Here is a 16,278-nt window from a genome sequence, read left to right on the forward strand (position 1 = left end):
CGAACGGAAGTCGGCCGACACCTACACGGGCAACGCGGGGAACACGGTCACGGAACCGTCCTTGTCGCGGGCGATCTCGATCGCCACGTCCCTCGGGCGACCGCCGACCGTGACGCCACGGCCCAGCTGGTGAATCCTGTGTGCCGCGCTCATCAGGCGATCGACCTCACCGGTCGTGAAGACGGGTCGCAAACCGTTCGGACGCGCCAGTTCCAGGGCTGACAGGCGTACCAGGACAGCGGCGATGCCCGACTCCAGTTCGTCGAGGTGCTGTTGGTCGCGCTTGAGCGCGCGGGTGAAGTTCTCGAACAGGTTGCCGGGGTCGCCCTGGGCGTGCTCGACGGCCTGGAGGACGACGACCCGCCGCTTCAGCGCGATGGCCAGGGAGGCGATCTCGAGGTGGGTGCGGAACATGCCGCCCTGGTCGTCGACACCGGGGAAGGCCGTGGTCAGCGCGCCGAGTTCGACGGCCTCGCCCTCGGGCAGTCCGTCGAGCGCGCTCCGCCAGCGGGCAAGGCGGCCGTCGGCCTTGCTCAGCGCTGTGTCGATGGCATGCACCGCCGAGTCGAGTCCCAGCGAGACACCGAGCCTGCCCTGGTCGAGCAGAATGGCGGTGGCTTTGTCGATGGCTCCGCGGCAGCCGTCGAGTGCGCTGCGCTCGTCTTCGAGCCTGTCCTCCTGAAGTTGCTCCAGCAGTTCCGTGATGTGCTCGATTGCCTGCTGGCGCTGCTGGTCGGCGTGCGCGCTCACCCCCACCGCCACGGCCATGAGCACGAGGGGAGCGGCCACGGTGAGCGCGGCGCCGCCGGCGGCCGCGGCACCGGCGGTCGCACCGGCCCCGCCGACAGCGCCCGCCGATGCCGCTCCTCCGACGGGCACGAACGTCGCTTTGGCGGCGATCTTGCCCGACGTCGTGTTTACGAAGTCCCCGAAGAACTGACCCGCCGCCCCCTTCGGCACCATCGGGCGCAGGATGCCCTGCCCGAGCTGAGCAGCGACCTTCGCCGGGACCACCATGCGATACAGGCTCTCGCCGGAAGCGGTCGCTCTGGCCGCCGTGAGGGAGCTTCGCGTCGATTGCGTGATGAACTGCGACAGGTGTTGCGCCAGGGGACTCGCGGCGTCGAGCGGGATGCCACGGCCGCGGTCGATCCTGTCCGGCAGCGGATGCGCCTCAAGGGTGACGATCGGCTCGTCGGCCAGGACCGCCAGCACTCCGCGCAGTTCGGCCAGGCGCTCGGCCGTCATCGACTCGCCCGCGGTCAACCCGGGCACCCGGACGTCAGCGGTCGCCAGCGTCCACACGGGCACGGTCGTCTTACGGTCGTCAGTCATCGTCTCCCCTTGTTCTTTCCACATGTGCGTAGCCCCGTTGGCGTCATCGCCGCATCTGCACCCAGCCGTGCAGCCCCTCCAGATGCCGCGGCAGTCGGCTCCCCTGCCAACCCAGGACCAGCCGCTCCCGCGCACGGGTGATCATGACGTAGTACGCCATGCGCAGGGTCACAGACGTGGGGTCGGTGGCGGAGTCGGATTCCGCGTCGGCGACGACGACGGTGTCGAAGTCGAGGCCCTTGGCGCTGGCGCGATGGACGAGGACGACGCCCGGGCGGACGAGGTCCAGGTCGCGGTAGCGGCCGGAGGGGGCCGCCGAACTGTAGAGCTGAGGCTCGCGGGCGAGACCGGCCCGTTCGAGGCGCCTCATCAGATCGGCCGCGGTGGGCAGGCGGTTGACGATCACGCCGATGCGCTGCCGCGGCTGCCGTGCGGCCATGGTCACGATGTCCTCGGCGAGATCCTTGTTACCGGAGTAATGGCGCACGACAGGCAGGGAGCCACCTCGCGAGGGCAGGTCGGGGCGGATGCCGCCGCTGCGGAAGTACTCGGCGAGGGAGGCGATCTCGCGGGTGTTGCGGTGGTTGCCGGAGATCTCGGCACGTGCGGTGGAGCGGCCGAGGGCGTCGGTGATCTCGGTGAGGGTGGAGTTCGTCTCGGTGAGTCGCTGGCATTCGTCGGCGAACACCGTGACGGAGGCGGCGGCGAGGCGGACCAGCCGGTAGAAGCCCGGCGGCAGGTCCTGGCCCTCGTCGACGACGAGATGAGGGGTTGCCTCGTCGTCCTCGTCGAGGGTGGCGGCGGCTCGACGGGTGAGTTCCGCCCAGTCGAACCAGCCGTCCTCCGTGCGCGGTGCGTCGTGGCCGAAGTGGCGATGGATCCAGGTGTGTCCCGTGGCGGCGTCGACGGGTGTGCCCTCGACAGCGAGGCCCTGGAGGATTCCGCGCAGGAGCTGGCGCAGGAGGTTGGATCGCGAGATCAGGAAGGTGGGGCGGCCGGTGAGGGCGAGGTGGACGGCTCGGTGTGCGGCGAGCAGGCTCTTGCCGCTGCCGGGCGGGCCACTGACGACGTGGTTGCCGGACAGCGGCAGGGCGTCCAGGCAGTCGCGCTGGGCGGGGGTGAGGTCCGGGTGCAGCACGGGGGTGTTCGCTGTGGTCATGGGTGTCATCCCTGGGCGATGGCGGCGGCGTACTCGCGGCTCGCGGTGAGGACGTCGGTGAAGTAGCCGGGGACCCGTGCGGAGCCGACGACCAGGGCACGGTCGAGCAGGGTGTTGCCGGTCTGGCAGCTCGTCTCGGGCAGCAGGGTGCAGGCGTGGCAGGCGGCCCGGTTGAGGTTGCCGAAGCCCTGGCCGGTGTGCTCGGCGCACAGCGGATCGGCGGAGCACCAGGCGGCCGCCTCCAACATGCGGATGAGCGTCTCGGCGAAGTGCGGTGACTCGCCCTGCCGGACCAGGCCGCCGAGGGTGCCCTCCGCGTCACCGGCGGCCGTGTAGATCAGCAGTCCGTGCTGGCCGTACTCGGGGCGGCCGTAGACGCGTTCGCGCAGGCTGGCGGTGGTGTAGCCGGAGTCGAAGGACAGTTGGCGGATGAGCAGGTGGGCGACGGTGTGCAGGAGCAGGAAGCGCGGCGAGAGTTCGCTGCCGGTCGTCTCGGCGAGCTGTTCTTCGCGGAACGACGCGTCGAGGTCCGTACGGACACCCAGGACGTGGGCCCGGACACGGGGGTCGTTCTCCCAGGCGGTGAGGCGCTGTTCGTCGAGGGTGAGGACGATACCCTCGCCGTAGACCTCGGTCGCGGGGAGCCAGCGCAGGCGGCCGCTGGTGTCTGCAGGTACGAGGGTGCCGCCCGGGGAGTGGCGGCGGAAGCCGGTCAGCGCCCGCACTTCGCGGAGGCGGTCGGCCAGGACGATGCCGCCGATATGGGCGTCGAGGGTGGCCCAGGGCTCCTCCTTCTCGCCGTCGAGGCCGAGTCCGGTGCGGCGGATCCCAAACTCCGTTGTGGCTTCCGGAAGTTGTACGGCGTCGAAGGCGTACCACTCGTCGCGGCTCAGGTCGACCTTTCCGGACTTTCCGGACTCCTGTCGGTCGGGGGACGACGGCGCGGGGGCACCTGTGGCCTCCGCGACGAGCTGGTCGATGAGGCTGTCCGGGGCTTCGGTGTCCTCCTTGATCATGTCGCGGAAGGCGTCGGCCCTGCGCTTGCCGAGTGCGTCGAGCAGGTGCGGCCAGTAGTCGTGGCCCAGGACGGCCTCCGCCAGGTTCCGCTCCGCGCGCGGCGCTTCGGCGGTCTGGGGGATGTCGAGGGCCGAGTAGACGACCGGGTAGTAGACGTTTCCGGCGGTGCGCTGCACGTTGTGCACCTGGTGGCCGCAGGCCGTCCTCGCGTCCCAGTGCTGCCAGGGGTTGCGGCCCGAGCAGCGTCCGCCCTGGGGGCCGAGGACGTCGAGCAGGTCGCGTTCGGCGCCGCAGGGCTTGCCGCCCTCCCTGATCGCGTCGCAGCGCACCGAGAGTGCCTCGAGTCCCGAGGCGCGGTCGGCGACGCGGAAGCTGAGCCGGCCCGCCTTCCATGCCTGCTTCGACTCGGAGCAGGAGTCGCGCAGTTCGGGCGCGAGCTTGGAGTGGGCCCAGTACCACCAGTCGACGTCATCGAGGTGGCCGTCCGGGCAGATACGGACGAACCGCATCGGGGTGAGCCGGGGTGCCGCTGCGCACGACGTGCAGACGGGCGGCTCGCCCGGCTTCTCGTGCTCGCGCAGGAAGCGGACCATGGCCCGGCAGGAGCCGCAGAACAGCCATCCGGGGAAGCGCACATAGGGAACGCCGGGGCGATCGGCCTTGTCGTAGCGGTCGTTGAGGGTGTGGGGCGCGGCGTAGAAGCCCATGACGCCGAGGCGGGTGGCGAGCCGTTCGGAGGGGACGGGGGTCTTGAGGTCCGGCCACCTCTCGATACCGGCGGCGACGAACGACTCGCCCTGGACGTCGAGTACCGCGCCCACACCGAACGGCAGCACGGTCTGTGCCTGGCGGACCCGGAGTTTGCGCTTCACTTTCCTGCTCCCGTCACGGTGATCTGGCACTCGCGGTCGACGCTGCGCATGGAGTTGAGGGTCTCCCACAGGCCGTAGCGCTGCTCGAAGACCTTGAGGAGGTTGTGCTGGCCCTTGCCCTGGCTGCGGTAGTAGAGGTCCTTGCCCTCGGCCGCTGCGGTGCCGGCCTGCCGGTACCAGTCGTCCAGGAGGTAACCGAGTTCCGTTCGTACGTCGGCGCGGACGGCGTCGGCGTCGGCTCCTGTGGCGCCATGCTCGGCGGTCGCGGCTCGCTCGGCGAGAACGTCGGCGATCCGCCCCGCGTCTTCCTTGTGGTCGGTGATGCGTCCGGCCCGGTTCTCGGCGGCCAGGCCGAGCCGGTGGCGGACCAGGATGACCAGCGCGGCGTGCAGGGCGCGGCGGCGGGCGGGCAACGACCAGGGTGTGACGCTGGCGGGTTCGACGTAGCGGTAGAGCGCCCGGTGGTAGTCCATGAAGGTCTCGTAGTGGGAGCGGTCGCGCGGACGTGTGGCGTTGAAGTAGGTGACGACGAGTCCCGGCACCTTGTGACGGCCGACGCGACTGGTGGCCTGGATGTACTCGGCGGTCGTCTTGGGCTGGCCCTGCATGAGCATGTACGCGAGCCGCTTCACGTCGACGCCGACGGAGAGCATGTTGGTGCACGGCAGGAAGGACACCGACCGGGGGTCCGTCCAGGGCTTTTCGAGGCGGTCGAGGAGAATGGGCTGCTCGGCGCGCGGCAGGTTGCTGGTCAGCTCCTGTACATCGCCGTCGCTGAGCGCGCGTACACCGACGCCCTCGTCGAGGCCGCGGAGCTGGGCGGGGATGTCGTCGCCGGCCGCGGTGACCGTACGGCCGAGCTCGCGCAGGCTGTGGTGGTAGGCGACCAGGGTCCAGTAGTCGTCGCGGTGTTCCTCGGGGAGCTGGTGGACGCCCTGGAGCATGGCCGCGGTGGTGGCGACGGCGCCTCGGCCGGCGGTGTGGCCCTGTGCCATGACGCCGAGGTAGAGGCGGCCGGGGCTGCCGGTGTCGGGGACGGCGAAGAAGCTGTCGCGGGCGTCGAGTCCGGACGGCGGGAAGAGCTGGACGTCCTGGTGGTGCAGGGCGCGGACCTGTTCGGCGGAGCGCCGGATGGTGGCCGTGGCGGCAACGATCTTGGGCGGGCGGCCGTCCGGGCCCGTGCACAGCTCCAGGACGGCCGCCTCGTAGAGGCCGACCGTGGTGCCGAGCGGTCCGGTGAGCAGGTGCAGCTCGTCCTGGATGATCAGGGACGGGGGCCGGTGGCCGGTGCCCGCGCCGAAGAGGCGGCCGGAGTCGGGCTCCCAGGCGAGCCGGGCGAACTTGTCGACGGTGCCGAGGACGAACGTGGGCGGATCCTTGTAGAGGTGCTGGTCGACGACGGCGACGGGCAGGACGTCGTGGAAGGCGCACTCGTCGCGGGTGCAGTGGAAGGCGAACTCGTCCGCCCCGGCCCGGACTCCGTAGTCGGAGCGGACGCTGGACTTGGCCGACGGCAGGATGCGGGTGCCGCACCACGGGCAGCGGTCGAGAATGAAGATGTCCTCGGGGTGGCTGGCCTCGCGCTGCTCGTCGAAGGCGGCTTTGGCCGCCTCGAACTTGTTCGGAGTGGTGGTGTCGCCGACCCACAGGCCGATGGTGATGGGTTCGTCACCGAGGCCGAGTCCGGGTTCGGTGCGGCGGAGGTGCTCCAGGGCGCAGATCGTGGTGGCGGCGCGCTGGAACTGCTGGGTGGTGAGCAGACTGAGCGTGTAGCGGCTGATCACGGTGGTCCCGCCGCCTTCGCCGCGGATCCGGCGCAGGGCGATGGTGAAGGCGGCCAGGAGCAGATAGGCCTCGGTCTTGCCACCACCGGTGGGGAACCAGATCAGGTCGGTGGTCTCGCGGTCCCGGTGGCCGGGATCGGTGACGCCGTCGAGTGCGAGGAGGAAGAAGGCGAGCTGGAAGGGGCGCCAGGTGGCCTCGGGATCGACGGGCGGGTCGAGGGCCACGGCGTCGGAACGATGCCACCTCTGCCCGGCCTGGTCGGGGGCGGAATGCCGCATCTGGAGCAGCATGGCGCGCTGGGCGATCCGGAAGGCGTCCAGGAGTTCGGGGCGGTCGGGGTCGCACAGGGTACGCACGCCGGCCTCGATACGGGTGACCGCCTGGCGGACGCGGTCGAGGATCCGCTCCGCGGCCTCGCGGCCCCAGGGCGGCACCTCGACGGATCGCTGACCGACGTACCAGGCGTGGTACGAGGCGGCGAACTCAGCTAGTTCCTCACGGAGTTGGTCCCTGCCGACGGCCGGGTCGGCCAGGTGGGAGATCGTGAGCGCGGGGGCGTCGATCGGGCCGCCGGGCCGGACGGCGGGCACCTCGGCACGCGGCAGGGCCTCACAGGCGAGGAGTTCGACACCGCCGTCCTCGCCGCGCTCCTCGCGGACGGCGCAGCCGTGGCCGACGGCGTGGGTGACGACGTGCCGGTACTGGAGGCGCAGTTCGCGTTCCTCGGGATCGCGGCTGGCGAGCCGGACACTGGGATACGGCAGCACGGCGCCGTCGACGGGGCGGACGCTGAGCCGGCACTGGAACAGCATGTCGTCCCAGTCGGGCGCCTTGTCGTCGGCTCCGTAGTGGTGCTTCTCGTTGACCAGGGCCACGGTGACGAGGGTGCCCGTGCCGTAGGAGCGGCGGGTCACCTGGATCTTCGCGCGCTCTTCGAAGACGGGTACCTCCTCACGGTCGGGGCCGATCGTGTGGGTCTCGGGCTTGAGGGGGACGCGCTGCCAGCGCCGCCCGCGCCCGGGTTCGTTGCGCTGCGTCTCGTAGCGGGCGGCGGCACAGGTGACCTCCACGTCCACGGCATCGGTGTAGAAGCTGATACCGAGCGACGCGGGCAGCCAGCTGTTGGTCTCGGGCACGGGGTCGGTGGCCGGGTCCACGTCGGGGGCGTCCTGCTCGGCGCCGGGTGCCTCGAGGGCGTCGGCGGCGAGGGCGAGCCGGCGCTGCCGGTCCGCCTGCTGCGGATAGAGCGTGCCCATCAGGTACTGCCGGTCCGGCGGTGCGTCGAGCACCTCGTCGTCAGGGCCGACGGGCCCGACGAGCTGGCGGGTGAGGTAGTCGACCAGCTCCTGGCGCGGGTCCATGTGCGGGGTCCTTCGGATCAGGGTCGGGTCACGGGAGGGGGCGGCAGTGACTCCGTCGGAATCAGCGGGGTCAGGACATCAGCGAACGACGACAGGTCCGGGCGGTCGGCTAGGCCGGGGATAAGGTCACCGAACGCGGGGTCGTCGCCGACGAGCCCTCCCGGCGGGCTGTCTGATCCTGCGCACCTCCTCCACTTCGGCGAAGGTGAGACCACTGGCGTAGGCCACGTTGTCGACCGTCGTGGCACGGCCCTCGCTCGAGAGCTCGCGCTCGGCCTTGGCGACCTTGCCGATGTTCGCGCGGACGTCCGCGGGGAGTCGGACCCGGGGGCCTTCGTCAGCGACGGCCCGGATGATGGCGTGCTGTATGCACGAAGTCGCATAGGTCGAGAACTTGTTGCCCCTGGAGGCATCGAATCTGCGGACCGCGCTCAGCAGTCCGATGCTTCCGTGCTGGACGAGGTCCTCGATGTCCAGTCCGCGCCCTTGGTAGCCCTGCGCGATCTTCCGCACGAGCCGCTGGTTGTGCAGCACCAGGCACTCGTAAGCGCGCCGCCGCTCGCTGTCGCGGGGCAGCGCCGCGATCTCGTCCTCCGGAACATCGCGGGCGAGGAGGCCGGTACCGCCACGTAGGAGAAGGGCGAGGCCGACTTCCTCGTCCGCCTTCAGCACCACACTGGCTGCGTCCGAGCGCCACCGGTCTTCCTCCAGGACGGCTCGGGCGGCGCGAACGGCGTCGGCGAGTCCGGCGTCCTCGGCAGGGGAAGCAACAAGGACATGCGTCCTGCCGATCGGAGGCTTCACGGGTGCGGACCGGAACGTCGTAGCCGGAGCGGGCGCGACGGAGCGGACGTCACGACGCTCCCCTGGTTCTGCTCGCCCGCGGGGCGTTCCAGGTCGAGTGATCGGGAAGTCGGCGGTCAGCTCGCGTGCTTCGCCAGGGCTCAGCCCGTGGAGCCGCACCACACCATCGTGGGCGAGCCTGCTGACAGTACCGTTGACGGCGGCGTAGCGGGCCAGCATGCGCCGGGCTTGGGCCAGGCGTCTGGCTGCCTCGGTTCCGGTCGACCCGGGTTCAGCGGAGGGGGCCGGCGGGGCGGACACCTTCGACGGCGGGGGCGCAATCGGCACCTCAAGATCGGTGACGGGCGCGGGGCGCGGGTTCACCCGTCCCGGGCTCGGCTTCACGTGAATGCCGGCAACGGCCAGCTTGTTACGAAGCTTTCCCCGCTGTTCGTCGGTCCTCAGCCCGAGTCTGTCCGCCTCCTGAGCGAAGGCCCGCTGACTGACAACGCCCGCGCGAGAGGCGCAGTCCTTCAGCCTCTCGATGACAGACGGCAACTCCGCCTCTATCAAGCGCCGTTCGACCTCGGTCACCGGCTCCCCCTCATGCCGCCGCTCCGACCAGCCCGCCGGAGACTTCCATACTTTACGACCGGAGTAGTCACTTCCTCAACATATTCTGTGCATACGTTTACTTGTACTCCTAGTCTTTTGACAGTGTCAACAGGTAAGATGGCGGCGTTCGCGAAGGCCTCGCCCCACCCGGAAGGTCGCCCATGTCCCAGCCCGAACGCCTCCCCGGCACAACCGAGTTCCGCATCAAACTGCCCAAGGGCGGCGAGGCGCGCGGGTACCTGCTCTCCGAGTTCGGCGGTAACGGCACGCACAAGTTCCTCCTGCTGGAGGGGTCGTCGGTGGCCGCCGACGCCTGGCCCGGACTCGGTGACCACGCCCGCCGGAACCGCGCGGACCTGCGGGCGGACGGCGGTCTCATCAACGCTCCCGCCGATCCCGGAGCGCCGCGGCTGGAGCGTCACTGGCTGGCGACTCGCGACATCGAGTGCAACTCGTCGTCGGCCGCCGCCTCGCTCGTCTACGGCTACGACGCCTCCGGCCCGGAGTCCTGGCGCACCGCGGAGGGTCATCCGCTCGCCGACTACCTGTCCACCGGCTGGCGTGCCCCGCGCAAGGCGTGGCTGGTGCGCGGCTCCAACGTCTCGGGGCACAACCTGGTGCGGCAACTGTGGCTGCCGGAGGGGATCGTCTCCCTCGCGGGCACGCATCTGCCGCCCATGGAGGAAGCCGAACCGACCAAGAGCGCGCTGCGCCGCTTCGTGGAGGAGGGCTACGAGGGGGCGGCGTCGTACAACCAGAAGCGGGGGCTCGTCGACGAACTGCACGCGTTCCTGACCCAGATGCGCATCGGTGACACCATCGCCACCATCGGCGACGGCCGGCTGCACCTCGGCCGGATCACCGGGGAGTCCGTACAGACCGCGTCGCCCGGCGGATTGTCCAACCTCCGCAGGACCGTCTCCTGGCTGCCGCAGAGCCATGCCTATGAGGAACTGCCGGAGGAGGTCCAGCAGAAGCTGTCCGTACAGCACGACGTCGTCGACCTGACCGGTGTGCTGGACGCACTCGACGGGCTCACAGGAGAGACGGTCCTCACGGCCCCGAGAGCAACCGGTGACACCGGCGGGCACGCCACCGCGGAACGGCCGGCGCAACGTGAGCTGTCCCTTCCCCAGGTCACCGAGGAACTCGTCGCCGACCTCCTGGTCCACGACCGCGCGTGGCTGGAGGAGATGCGCGAGCTCCTCATCGACGAGCGGCAGTTGGTGTTCTACGGCCCTCCGGGCACCGGCAAGACCTATCTGGCCATGAAACTGGCCGAATACTTCGGTGGCGGTCCGGAGCAGGTCAAGATCGTGCAGTTCCATCCCTCCTACGCCTACGAGGACTTCTTCGAAGGGTTCCGGCCGGTGGAGGATGCCGAGACCCGGGAGGTGGCCTTCCGGCTGACAGCGGGCCCCCTGCGCGAACTCGCGGACCTCGCCTCTCGCGAAGGCAACCGGCACATCCCGCACTTCCTGATCATCGACGAGATCAACCGCGCCAATCTGGCGAAGGTCTTCGGCGAGCTGTACTTCCTCCTGGAGTACCGGACGCGGTCCGTCCGTCTCACGTACTCCGGAGACGACTTCGCCTTGCCGCCCAACCTCTTCGTCATCGGCACGATGAACACCGCCGACCGGTCGATCGCCCTCGTGGACGCCGCGATGCGGCGCCGTTTCGCGTTCGTGGAGCTGTCCCCGCGCGCCGAGCCGACCGCCGGGCTGCTCGCGCGCTGGCTGAAGCGCGACGGCAGGGACCCGGAGCCCGCTCGTCTCCTCGATGCCCTCAACGCCCTGATCGATGACGCCGACTTCGCCATCGGTCCGTCGTACCTGATGAAGCCGGGCGTGTACCGCGACGGCGGCCTCGAACGGACCTGGCGCACGAAGATCCTCCCACTGCTGGAGGAGCACCACTACGGCGAGGGCCTCGACATCGCCGCCCGCTACGGCCTCGACTCCCTGCGCGAGCAGCACCCGTGACTGCGCCCGACGTCTCGCTGCGCGAATACGGGCCCGCCGTCTCCGTCGCGCTGAGCGCCGAGGCCGGGCGGGCCCTGGCCGCCTCCGGCATCCTGCAGAGCGCAACCCCCGATCCCTGCCGGAGCGGGCACTGGCTCCTGCGTGCCGGCAGCCGGGTCGGCGCCGTACGCACACCCGGCGGTCCCGTCGTGCGGATCACACCCAAGACCCCCGTGAGTCGGCTGTTCTTCCTTCTCGGGTTCAGCCTCGATCCTGCACGTGCCTGGCGCGACAGCCGGGAAGGCACCGTCGACACCGGAGCGTACGACGACGTCGTGCCCGCACTCGCTCACACCGTGGAGCGACAGATCGACGCGGCACTGCGGCGGGGCTCCCTCCAGGGCTACCAGGAAGTGGAGGAGTCCGCGCTGGTCGTGCGCGGGCGGCTGCGCGAGGCCGAGCAGATCCGGCGGCACTTCGGCCGCACACCACCCGTGGAGATCGCCTACGACGCGTACACCGCCGACACCGCCGAGAACCGCATCCTGCGCGCCGCCACCGAGCGGTTGCTGCGGCTGCCGGGCGTTCCCGGTCCCGTCCGACGGCGTCTCGCCCATCAGCGCGCACGTCTCGCCGAAGCGCTGCCACTGGTACGGGGGCAGGAACTGCCGCGTTGGCATCCGTCACGCCTGAACTCCCGCTACCAGCCCGCGCTGCGGCTCGCCGAGGCCGTCCTGCGGGGCACCTCACCGGAACACCGGCCAGCCGGTTCCGAACCACTCACCGTCGACGGCTTCCTGCTCGACATGAACAAGTTGTTCGAGGACTTCGTCACGGTCGCCCTGCGTGAGGCCCTTCGAGAGCACGGCCTGGTCTCCCGCCTTCAGGACCCACACCACCTCGACGCCGCGGGTCTCGTGCGGATACGCCCTGATCTTGTCGTCCGCACCGGCGACGGCCGCATTCCACTCGCCGTTGTCGACGCCAAGTACAAGGTCGAGAAGGCCGACGGACTCCTCAACGCCGACCTGTATCAGGCGCTGGCTTACGCCACCGTGCTCTCTCTGCCCGAGGCGCATCTGGTGTACGCCGCGGGACGGCAGCCCGAGCGCTTCCATGAGGTGCGCGGAACGACGGCAGGGCCGGGCGGACGAGGAGTGCGGCTGTACCGGCACAGCCTCGATCTGTCCCGCGAGCCCGGACAGCTCCTGTCGACTCTGAAGGAGATCGCCGGACGGCTGGCCGGGGCCACCCCACATCCATGACCATGGAACACCGTCAGGCAGAAAGGAAGGGACCTCATGCCCCGGCTCGCCTTCGCCCAGAGCTTCTGGGACGGCTACGACACCCTGGAGAAGCCGGTTCGAGCCGGAGTGCGCAAGGCCATGGCGAAATTCCAGGCCATGAGCGTCGCCGAACTCAACGCGGACAAGGGACTGCACCTGGAGTCCGTCGAGAACGCCCGTGACCCGCGCATGCGCACCATTCGGATCACCGACTTCTGGCGGGGCGTCGTCCTCGCCCCCGACGACGGCAGTGACATGTTCCTCCTGGTCAATGTCCTACCTCACGACGACGCCTATACCTGGGCGGCAAAGCGTCTGTACAGCGCGAACTCCGCGACCCGGGCCCTGGAGGTACGCAACGCCGTCGCCCTGGACGAGCTGACACCGCTGTACGAGACGGCCGCACGCACGGCTCCACGGCTGCTGTTCGCGGACGTCTCCGACGGCACACTGCGTGAACTCGGCATCGACGACCAGGTGCTGCGCGCCGCGCGTTCACTTGTGGACAAGGCTCAATTGGACGCGTTCGCCACACTCCTACCGGAAGATCAGCTGGAGGTGCTGCAGTACCTCGCCGAGGGTTTCAGCCCGGAGGAGGTCTACCGCGACGTCGTGGCTGTCCGTCGACCCGCCGATGCGCCCGCCGAACCCGTGGAGGACCTGGCCACGGTGATCGCCAACACTCCGGCGCGCATCCGCCTGGTCACCGGGCCGCAGGAGCTGGAGGAGATCCTGGAGAAGCCGTTCGACGCCTGGCGGGTGTTCCTTCACCCCTCCCAGCGTCGCGTCGCCTACCGCACCTCCTACGGGGGTCCCGTGCAAGTCACCGGCGGCCCCGGGACAGGCAAGACGGTGGCTGCCCTGCATCGGGTCAAGCACCTGTTGGGCCGCTCCGAAGACGGCCGTGTCCTGCTCACCACGTACACGAACGCGCTGGCTGCCGGACTGCGTGAGATGCTCGGCCTGCTACTCGACGAGGACGAGCAATTGCTGGCGCGGGTCGACGTAACGACGGTCGACGCTTGTGCGAACGGCATCGTGCGCGCGAAGTCGGGGGCCGCGCCCAAGCCGGTCGGGGACCGGGAGCAGCGGCAGTTGTGGGAGAGGGTGGTCAAGCAGCTCGGTCTGCCGTTCACCGCCCAGTTCCTGGCCCAGGAGTACCGGCACGTCGTACTCGGCCAGAACCTCCGCGATCTCGACGCCTACCTCGGCGCGAGCCGCCGCGGTCGAGGCATCGGTCTCGGTCCGACGCGCCGCCGGGAGGTGTGGAGCGGCGTGGAGCGGTTCGAACAGTTCCTGCGCGACCGCGGCGAGACGACTCACCTGCGCGTCTGCGCCCGCGCGGCGGAACTGCTCGCCGGGGAGCCGGCTCCGTATGCCCACGTCGTCGTCGACGAGGCGCAGGACCTGCACCCCGCGCAGTGGCGTGTCCTGCGCGCTGTCGTCGCACCCGGCCCCGACGACCTGTTCGTCACCGGCGACCCGCATCAGCGGATCTACGACTCCCGTGTGTCGCTCGGATCCCTGGGCATCACCACCGCCGGCCGCAGCTTCCGGTTGCGCGTCAACTACCGCTCCACCGAGGAGATCCTCGCCTGGTCTGCGAGTCTCCTCGCGCCCGTCACCGTCGACGCGCTCGAGGGCGAGGGAACGGACTCACTGGCTGGGTACCGGTCTCTCCTCCACGGACGCCGCCCCCAGGCACAGGGGTACGCAACCCGGCAGAAGGAGACCGAGGCCCTGGTCGACCGGGTCCGGGCGTTGCTCGCCGAGGGTCTCGCACCGCACGAGATCGGCGTATGCGCACGTTTCAACCTTTCCCTGGACGCGGCCGAGGAGACACTGAAGTCCGCGGGCGTCCCGGTGGTACGCGTCAAAGGACAGGTCGCGCAGGGGACCGAGGGCATACGGCTGGCCACGATGCACGCGATGAAGGGGCTGGAGTTCCGAGCGGTTTCCGTTCTCGGTGTCGCCGACGGCACCGTCCCGTTCACGCGGGAGATCACACCGCGCGAGGCGGACGCGCTGCAGCACGACGCCGACCTGCTCAGGGAGCGGTGCCTGCTCTTCGTCGCCTGCACCCGTGCTCGCGAAGCGCTGAGCGTGACGTGGAGCGGAACTCAGAGCCCGTTTCTGCCACGCGCCGCCTGACGGAAACGGTCGCCCTGCACGGGCCGGTGCGTGGCACCCACTTTGGTGCACCGTGCACCGGCCTCACTCATCCGGGGCCAGGGCGCCCGTGGCAAGGCCGTCACGGGCGACCTCGGCCAGCTGCCGGCTCAGCTCGTCGACCTTGCGCATTCCCTCCTCGTATGCGGACAGGGCTCGGAAAGCCGAGCCGTACCGACGCTGCTCGTCGATGTTCATACGAGGGATACGGGCGCCCCTGGCGTCAAGGCGGTAGGTCCCGCTGGCACTTGTGGACCGGCGGGTATTGACGGAGCTGCGCAGGAATCCCTGCAGATAGTCCGTGTCGAGCTGTTCACTGGCCGAGACCGGTTCCGGACCGTCGTACGTCACGAGCCCGGCGCGGGCGAGATCCGCGACGCTGGTGGTCGCGGTGTCCAGGGAACCCGATCCACCTCCCGCCGCAAGCTCGGGCAGGAGTGTGGCGAGTCGGCGGATCTGGTCTTCCAGCTCCTTCCGCAGGGCTGCGTACTCACCGGGATAGTCGCGGTGCCGGGACCGGAGATGGCTACCGGGGGTCAGGTCGACGGTGTCGTCGAGCAGTTCGATCAGGGGCACGTCGGCGACCTGGTCGGGGCGTGGTTCCAGGCTGCCGTCGGGGCTGTTGCCGGTCAGGTCGACCATGCGCACGGTGTGGTTCGTATCCGCACTTGCGGTGCTCTCGGGACGCTGCAGACACCACAAATGCACGGGCAGGGCGTGAGAGGTCGCCGTCCCTGGCGGCAGGGCGACCACTTGGCGCACGATGCCCCGACGTACAAGTTCTGCTCGGATGCGGCGGCCCGCCTTGCGGTAGGCGACCGAGGCCGGCATGACCATGAGGACCTGGCCGCCGGGCACGGTGTGCGCATAGGCATGCTGGAGCCACGCGAGCTCCCCTTCGGCCTTGGAAGGGGTACCGAGTTCCCAGCGGGCGTCGAGCAGCAGCTCCTCTCGCCCCCACTCAGTCACGCCAGCTGGCGGGTCGCAGACCACCAAATCCGCCTTGAGGTCCGGCCACTCGTCCGCTCGAAGGGAATCACCTGCCACGATGCGCACGCCTGATCGGCCCAGGGCGTCAGCGCGGAGCTGTGCGAAACGGGAACTGTCGGCATCCATCTCCTGGCCGCAGCAACGCATCCTGGCTTCGGAGGCAACGGACAGGAGCAGCACCCCGATTCCACAGGCCGGGTCGAAGACCGTGGCGTCGCCTGGCGGCTCGGGAGCGAAGTGGCTCACGGCCCGCACCACGCGCTCGGGAGTCACCTGGTCCGATCCCGCACGCCGAGCGGAATCCATGAACCGTTCAGTCAGTCCGTTCATGAGGTCGACGGGCGCTTCGGTTTGAGCGAGCTCCCGTACACGGGTGGCGACGTCATCGGGCAGTCTCGGCTCATGTTCTCCGGCCAGCACCGCAGCCACCTCTGCCAGGCCCGTGATCATCTGTTCCCCGTACGCGCCCCGCATGGCCTGCCACAGCTCGACCTCGGGTGACACCTCCTGGCCTTTGCGCTGCTTGTCCAGCCACTCCTGGACCTCGGCGAGCGCATAGAGCGGACTGTTCGCGGCACCTCCCGCCGGCGCGGGGAAGTCGTCGTAGCGCCGACGCCAGTTGGAGACAGCGGCCCGAGTGACTCCGGCCAGCCGAGCGATCTCGGAACCGGTGACCATTGGTCCGACCGATGAAGTGGCATTGTCCGTCATAGTTCCAGCGTACACGGGTCGTCGATCTCATTTCGAGAGCGACACCTGTTGACGTCGTACACACATTAATGTCAGCATCCTCTGTGTACCTGGTTCTCATGGGCCAGTGCGACATCGGCGTGCCCTCGCCTCAGCCGCCCTCATTCCTGTCCCGATCCCGCGCCTCAGGGCTGCCCAAGCCTGCCTCACGCATCTGTCCTTGTTCCGTCCAGCCACGACCCGAAGGCATCG

General features: G+C 69.8%; 9 protein-coding genes. 3 read left to right on the forward strand and 6 right to left on the reverse strand.

Annotated features, from left to right (window positions below):
• Positions 1–21: 21 nt before the first annotated feature.
• The 5 genes from OG766_RS04060 to OG766_RS04080 all read right to left on the reverse strand — a co-directional run bounded on the left by OG766_RS04060 (position 22) and on the right by OG766_RS04080 (position 8,906).
• Complete coding sequence (locus OG766_RS04060) at positions 22–1,335, reverse strand: hypothetical protein (protein WP_328724579.1); 1,314 nt, start codon at positions 1,333–1,335, stop codon at positions 22–24.
• Between the two features lie 43 nt (positions 1,336–1,378).
• Positions 1,379–2,494 (reverse strand): hypothetical protein, encoded by a 1,116-nt coding sequence (locus OG766_RS04065; protein ID WP_328724580.1) that lies wholly within the window; start codon positions 2,492–2,494, stop codon positions 1,379–1,381.
• Between the two features lie 5 nt (positions 2,495–2,499).
• A complete protein-coding gene (locus OG766_RS04070; protein WP_328724581.1) occupies positions 2,500–4,383 on the reverse strand; it encodes a DUF1998 domain-containing protein in 1,884 nt (627 codons plus the stop codon).
• The gene (locus tag OG766_RS04075; RefSeq protein ID WP_328724582.1) at positions 4,380–7,529 is read right to left on the reverse strand and encodes a helicase-related protein; all 3,150 of its coding nucleotides are present in this window, start codon (positions 7,527–7,529) and stop codon (positions 4,380–4,382) included. Before OG766_RS04075 ends, OG766_RS04070 begins: the two co-directional genes overlap by 4 nt.
• A gap of 126 nt (positions 7,530–7,655) precedes the next feature.
• Positions 7,656–8,906, reverse strand: a complete 1,251-nt coding sequence (locus OG766_RS04080; protein WP_328724583.1) for a sigma-70 family RNA polymerase sigma factor — start codon at positions 8,904–8,906, stop codon at positions 7,656–7,658.
• A gap of 182 nt (positions 8,907–9,088) precedes the next feature.
• On the opposite strand from OG766_RS04080, the gene OG766_RS04085 reads away from it, so the two are divergent.
• The 3 genes from OG766_RS04085 to OG766_RS04095 are packed head-to-tail and all read left to right on the forward strand — an operon-like array spanning position 9,089 to position 14,328.
• Entirely contained in the window at positions 9,089–10,912 is a 1,824-nt protein-coding gene (locus tag OG766_RS04085; RefSeq protein ID WP_328724584.1) for a DUF4357 domain-containing protein, read from the forward strand.
• Positions 10,909–12,156, forward strand: coding sequence for an McrC family protein (locus tag OG766_RS04090; RefSeq protein ID WP_328724585.1), 1,248 nt, complete (start codon positions 10,909–10,911; stop codon positions 12,154–12,156). Before OG766_RS04085 ends, OG766_RS04090 begins: the two co-directional genes overlap by 4 nt.
• Positions 12,157–12,192: 36 nt before the next feature.
• Positions 12,193–14,328: a UvrD-helicase domain-containing protein gene (locus tag OG766_RS04095; protein WP_328724586.1), complete on the forward strand. Its 2,136-nt coding sequence runs from the start codon at positions 12,193–12,195 to the stop codon at positions 14,326–14,328.
• 63 nt (positions 14,329–14,391) lie between these two features.
• Here the strand turns inward: OG766_RS04095 and OG766_RS04100 are convergent, their stop codons facing one another.
• A complete protein-coding gene (locus OG766_RS04100; protein ID WP_328724587.1) occupies positions 14,392–16,047 on the reverse strand; it encodes an HsdM family class I SAM-dependent methyltransferase in 1,656 nt (551 codons plus the stop codon).
• Positions 16,048–16,278: the final 231 nt, after the last annotated feature.

The organism is Streptomyces sp. NBC_00259 (assembly GCF_036181745.1).
In the GTDB taxonomy this organism is placed as follows: Bacteria; Actinomycetota; Actinomycetes; order Streptomycetales; family Streptomycetaceae; genus Streptomyces; species Streptomyces pratisoli.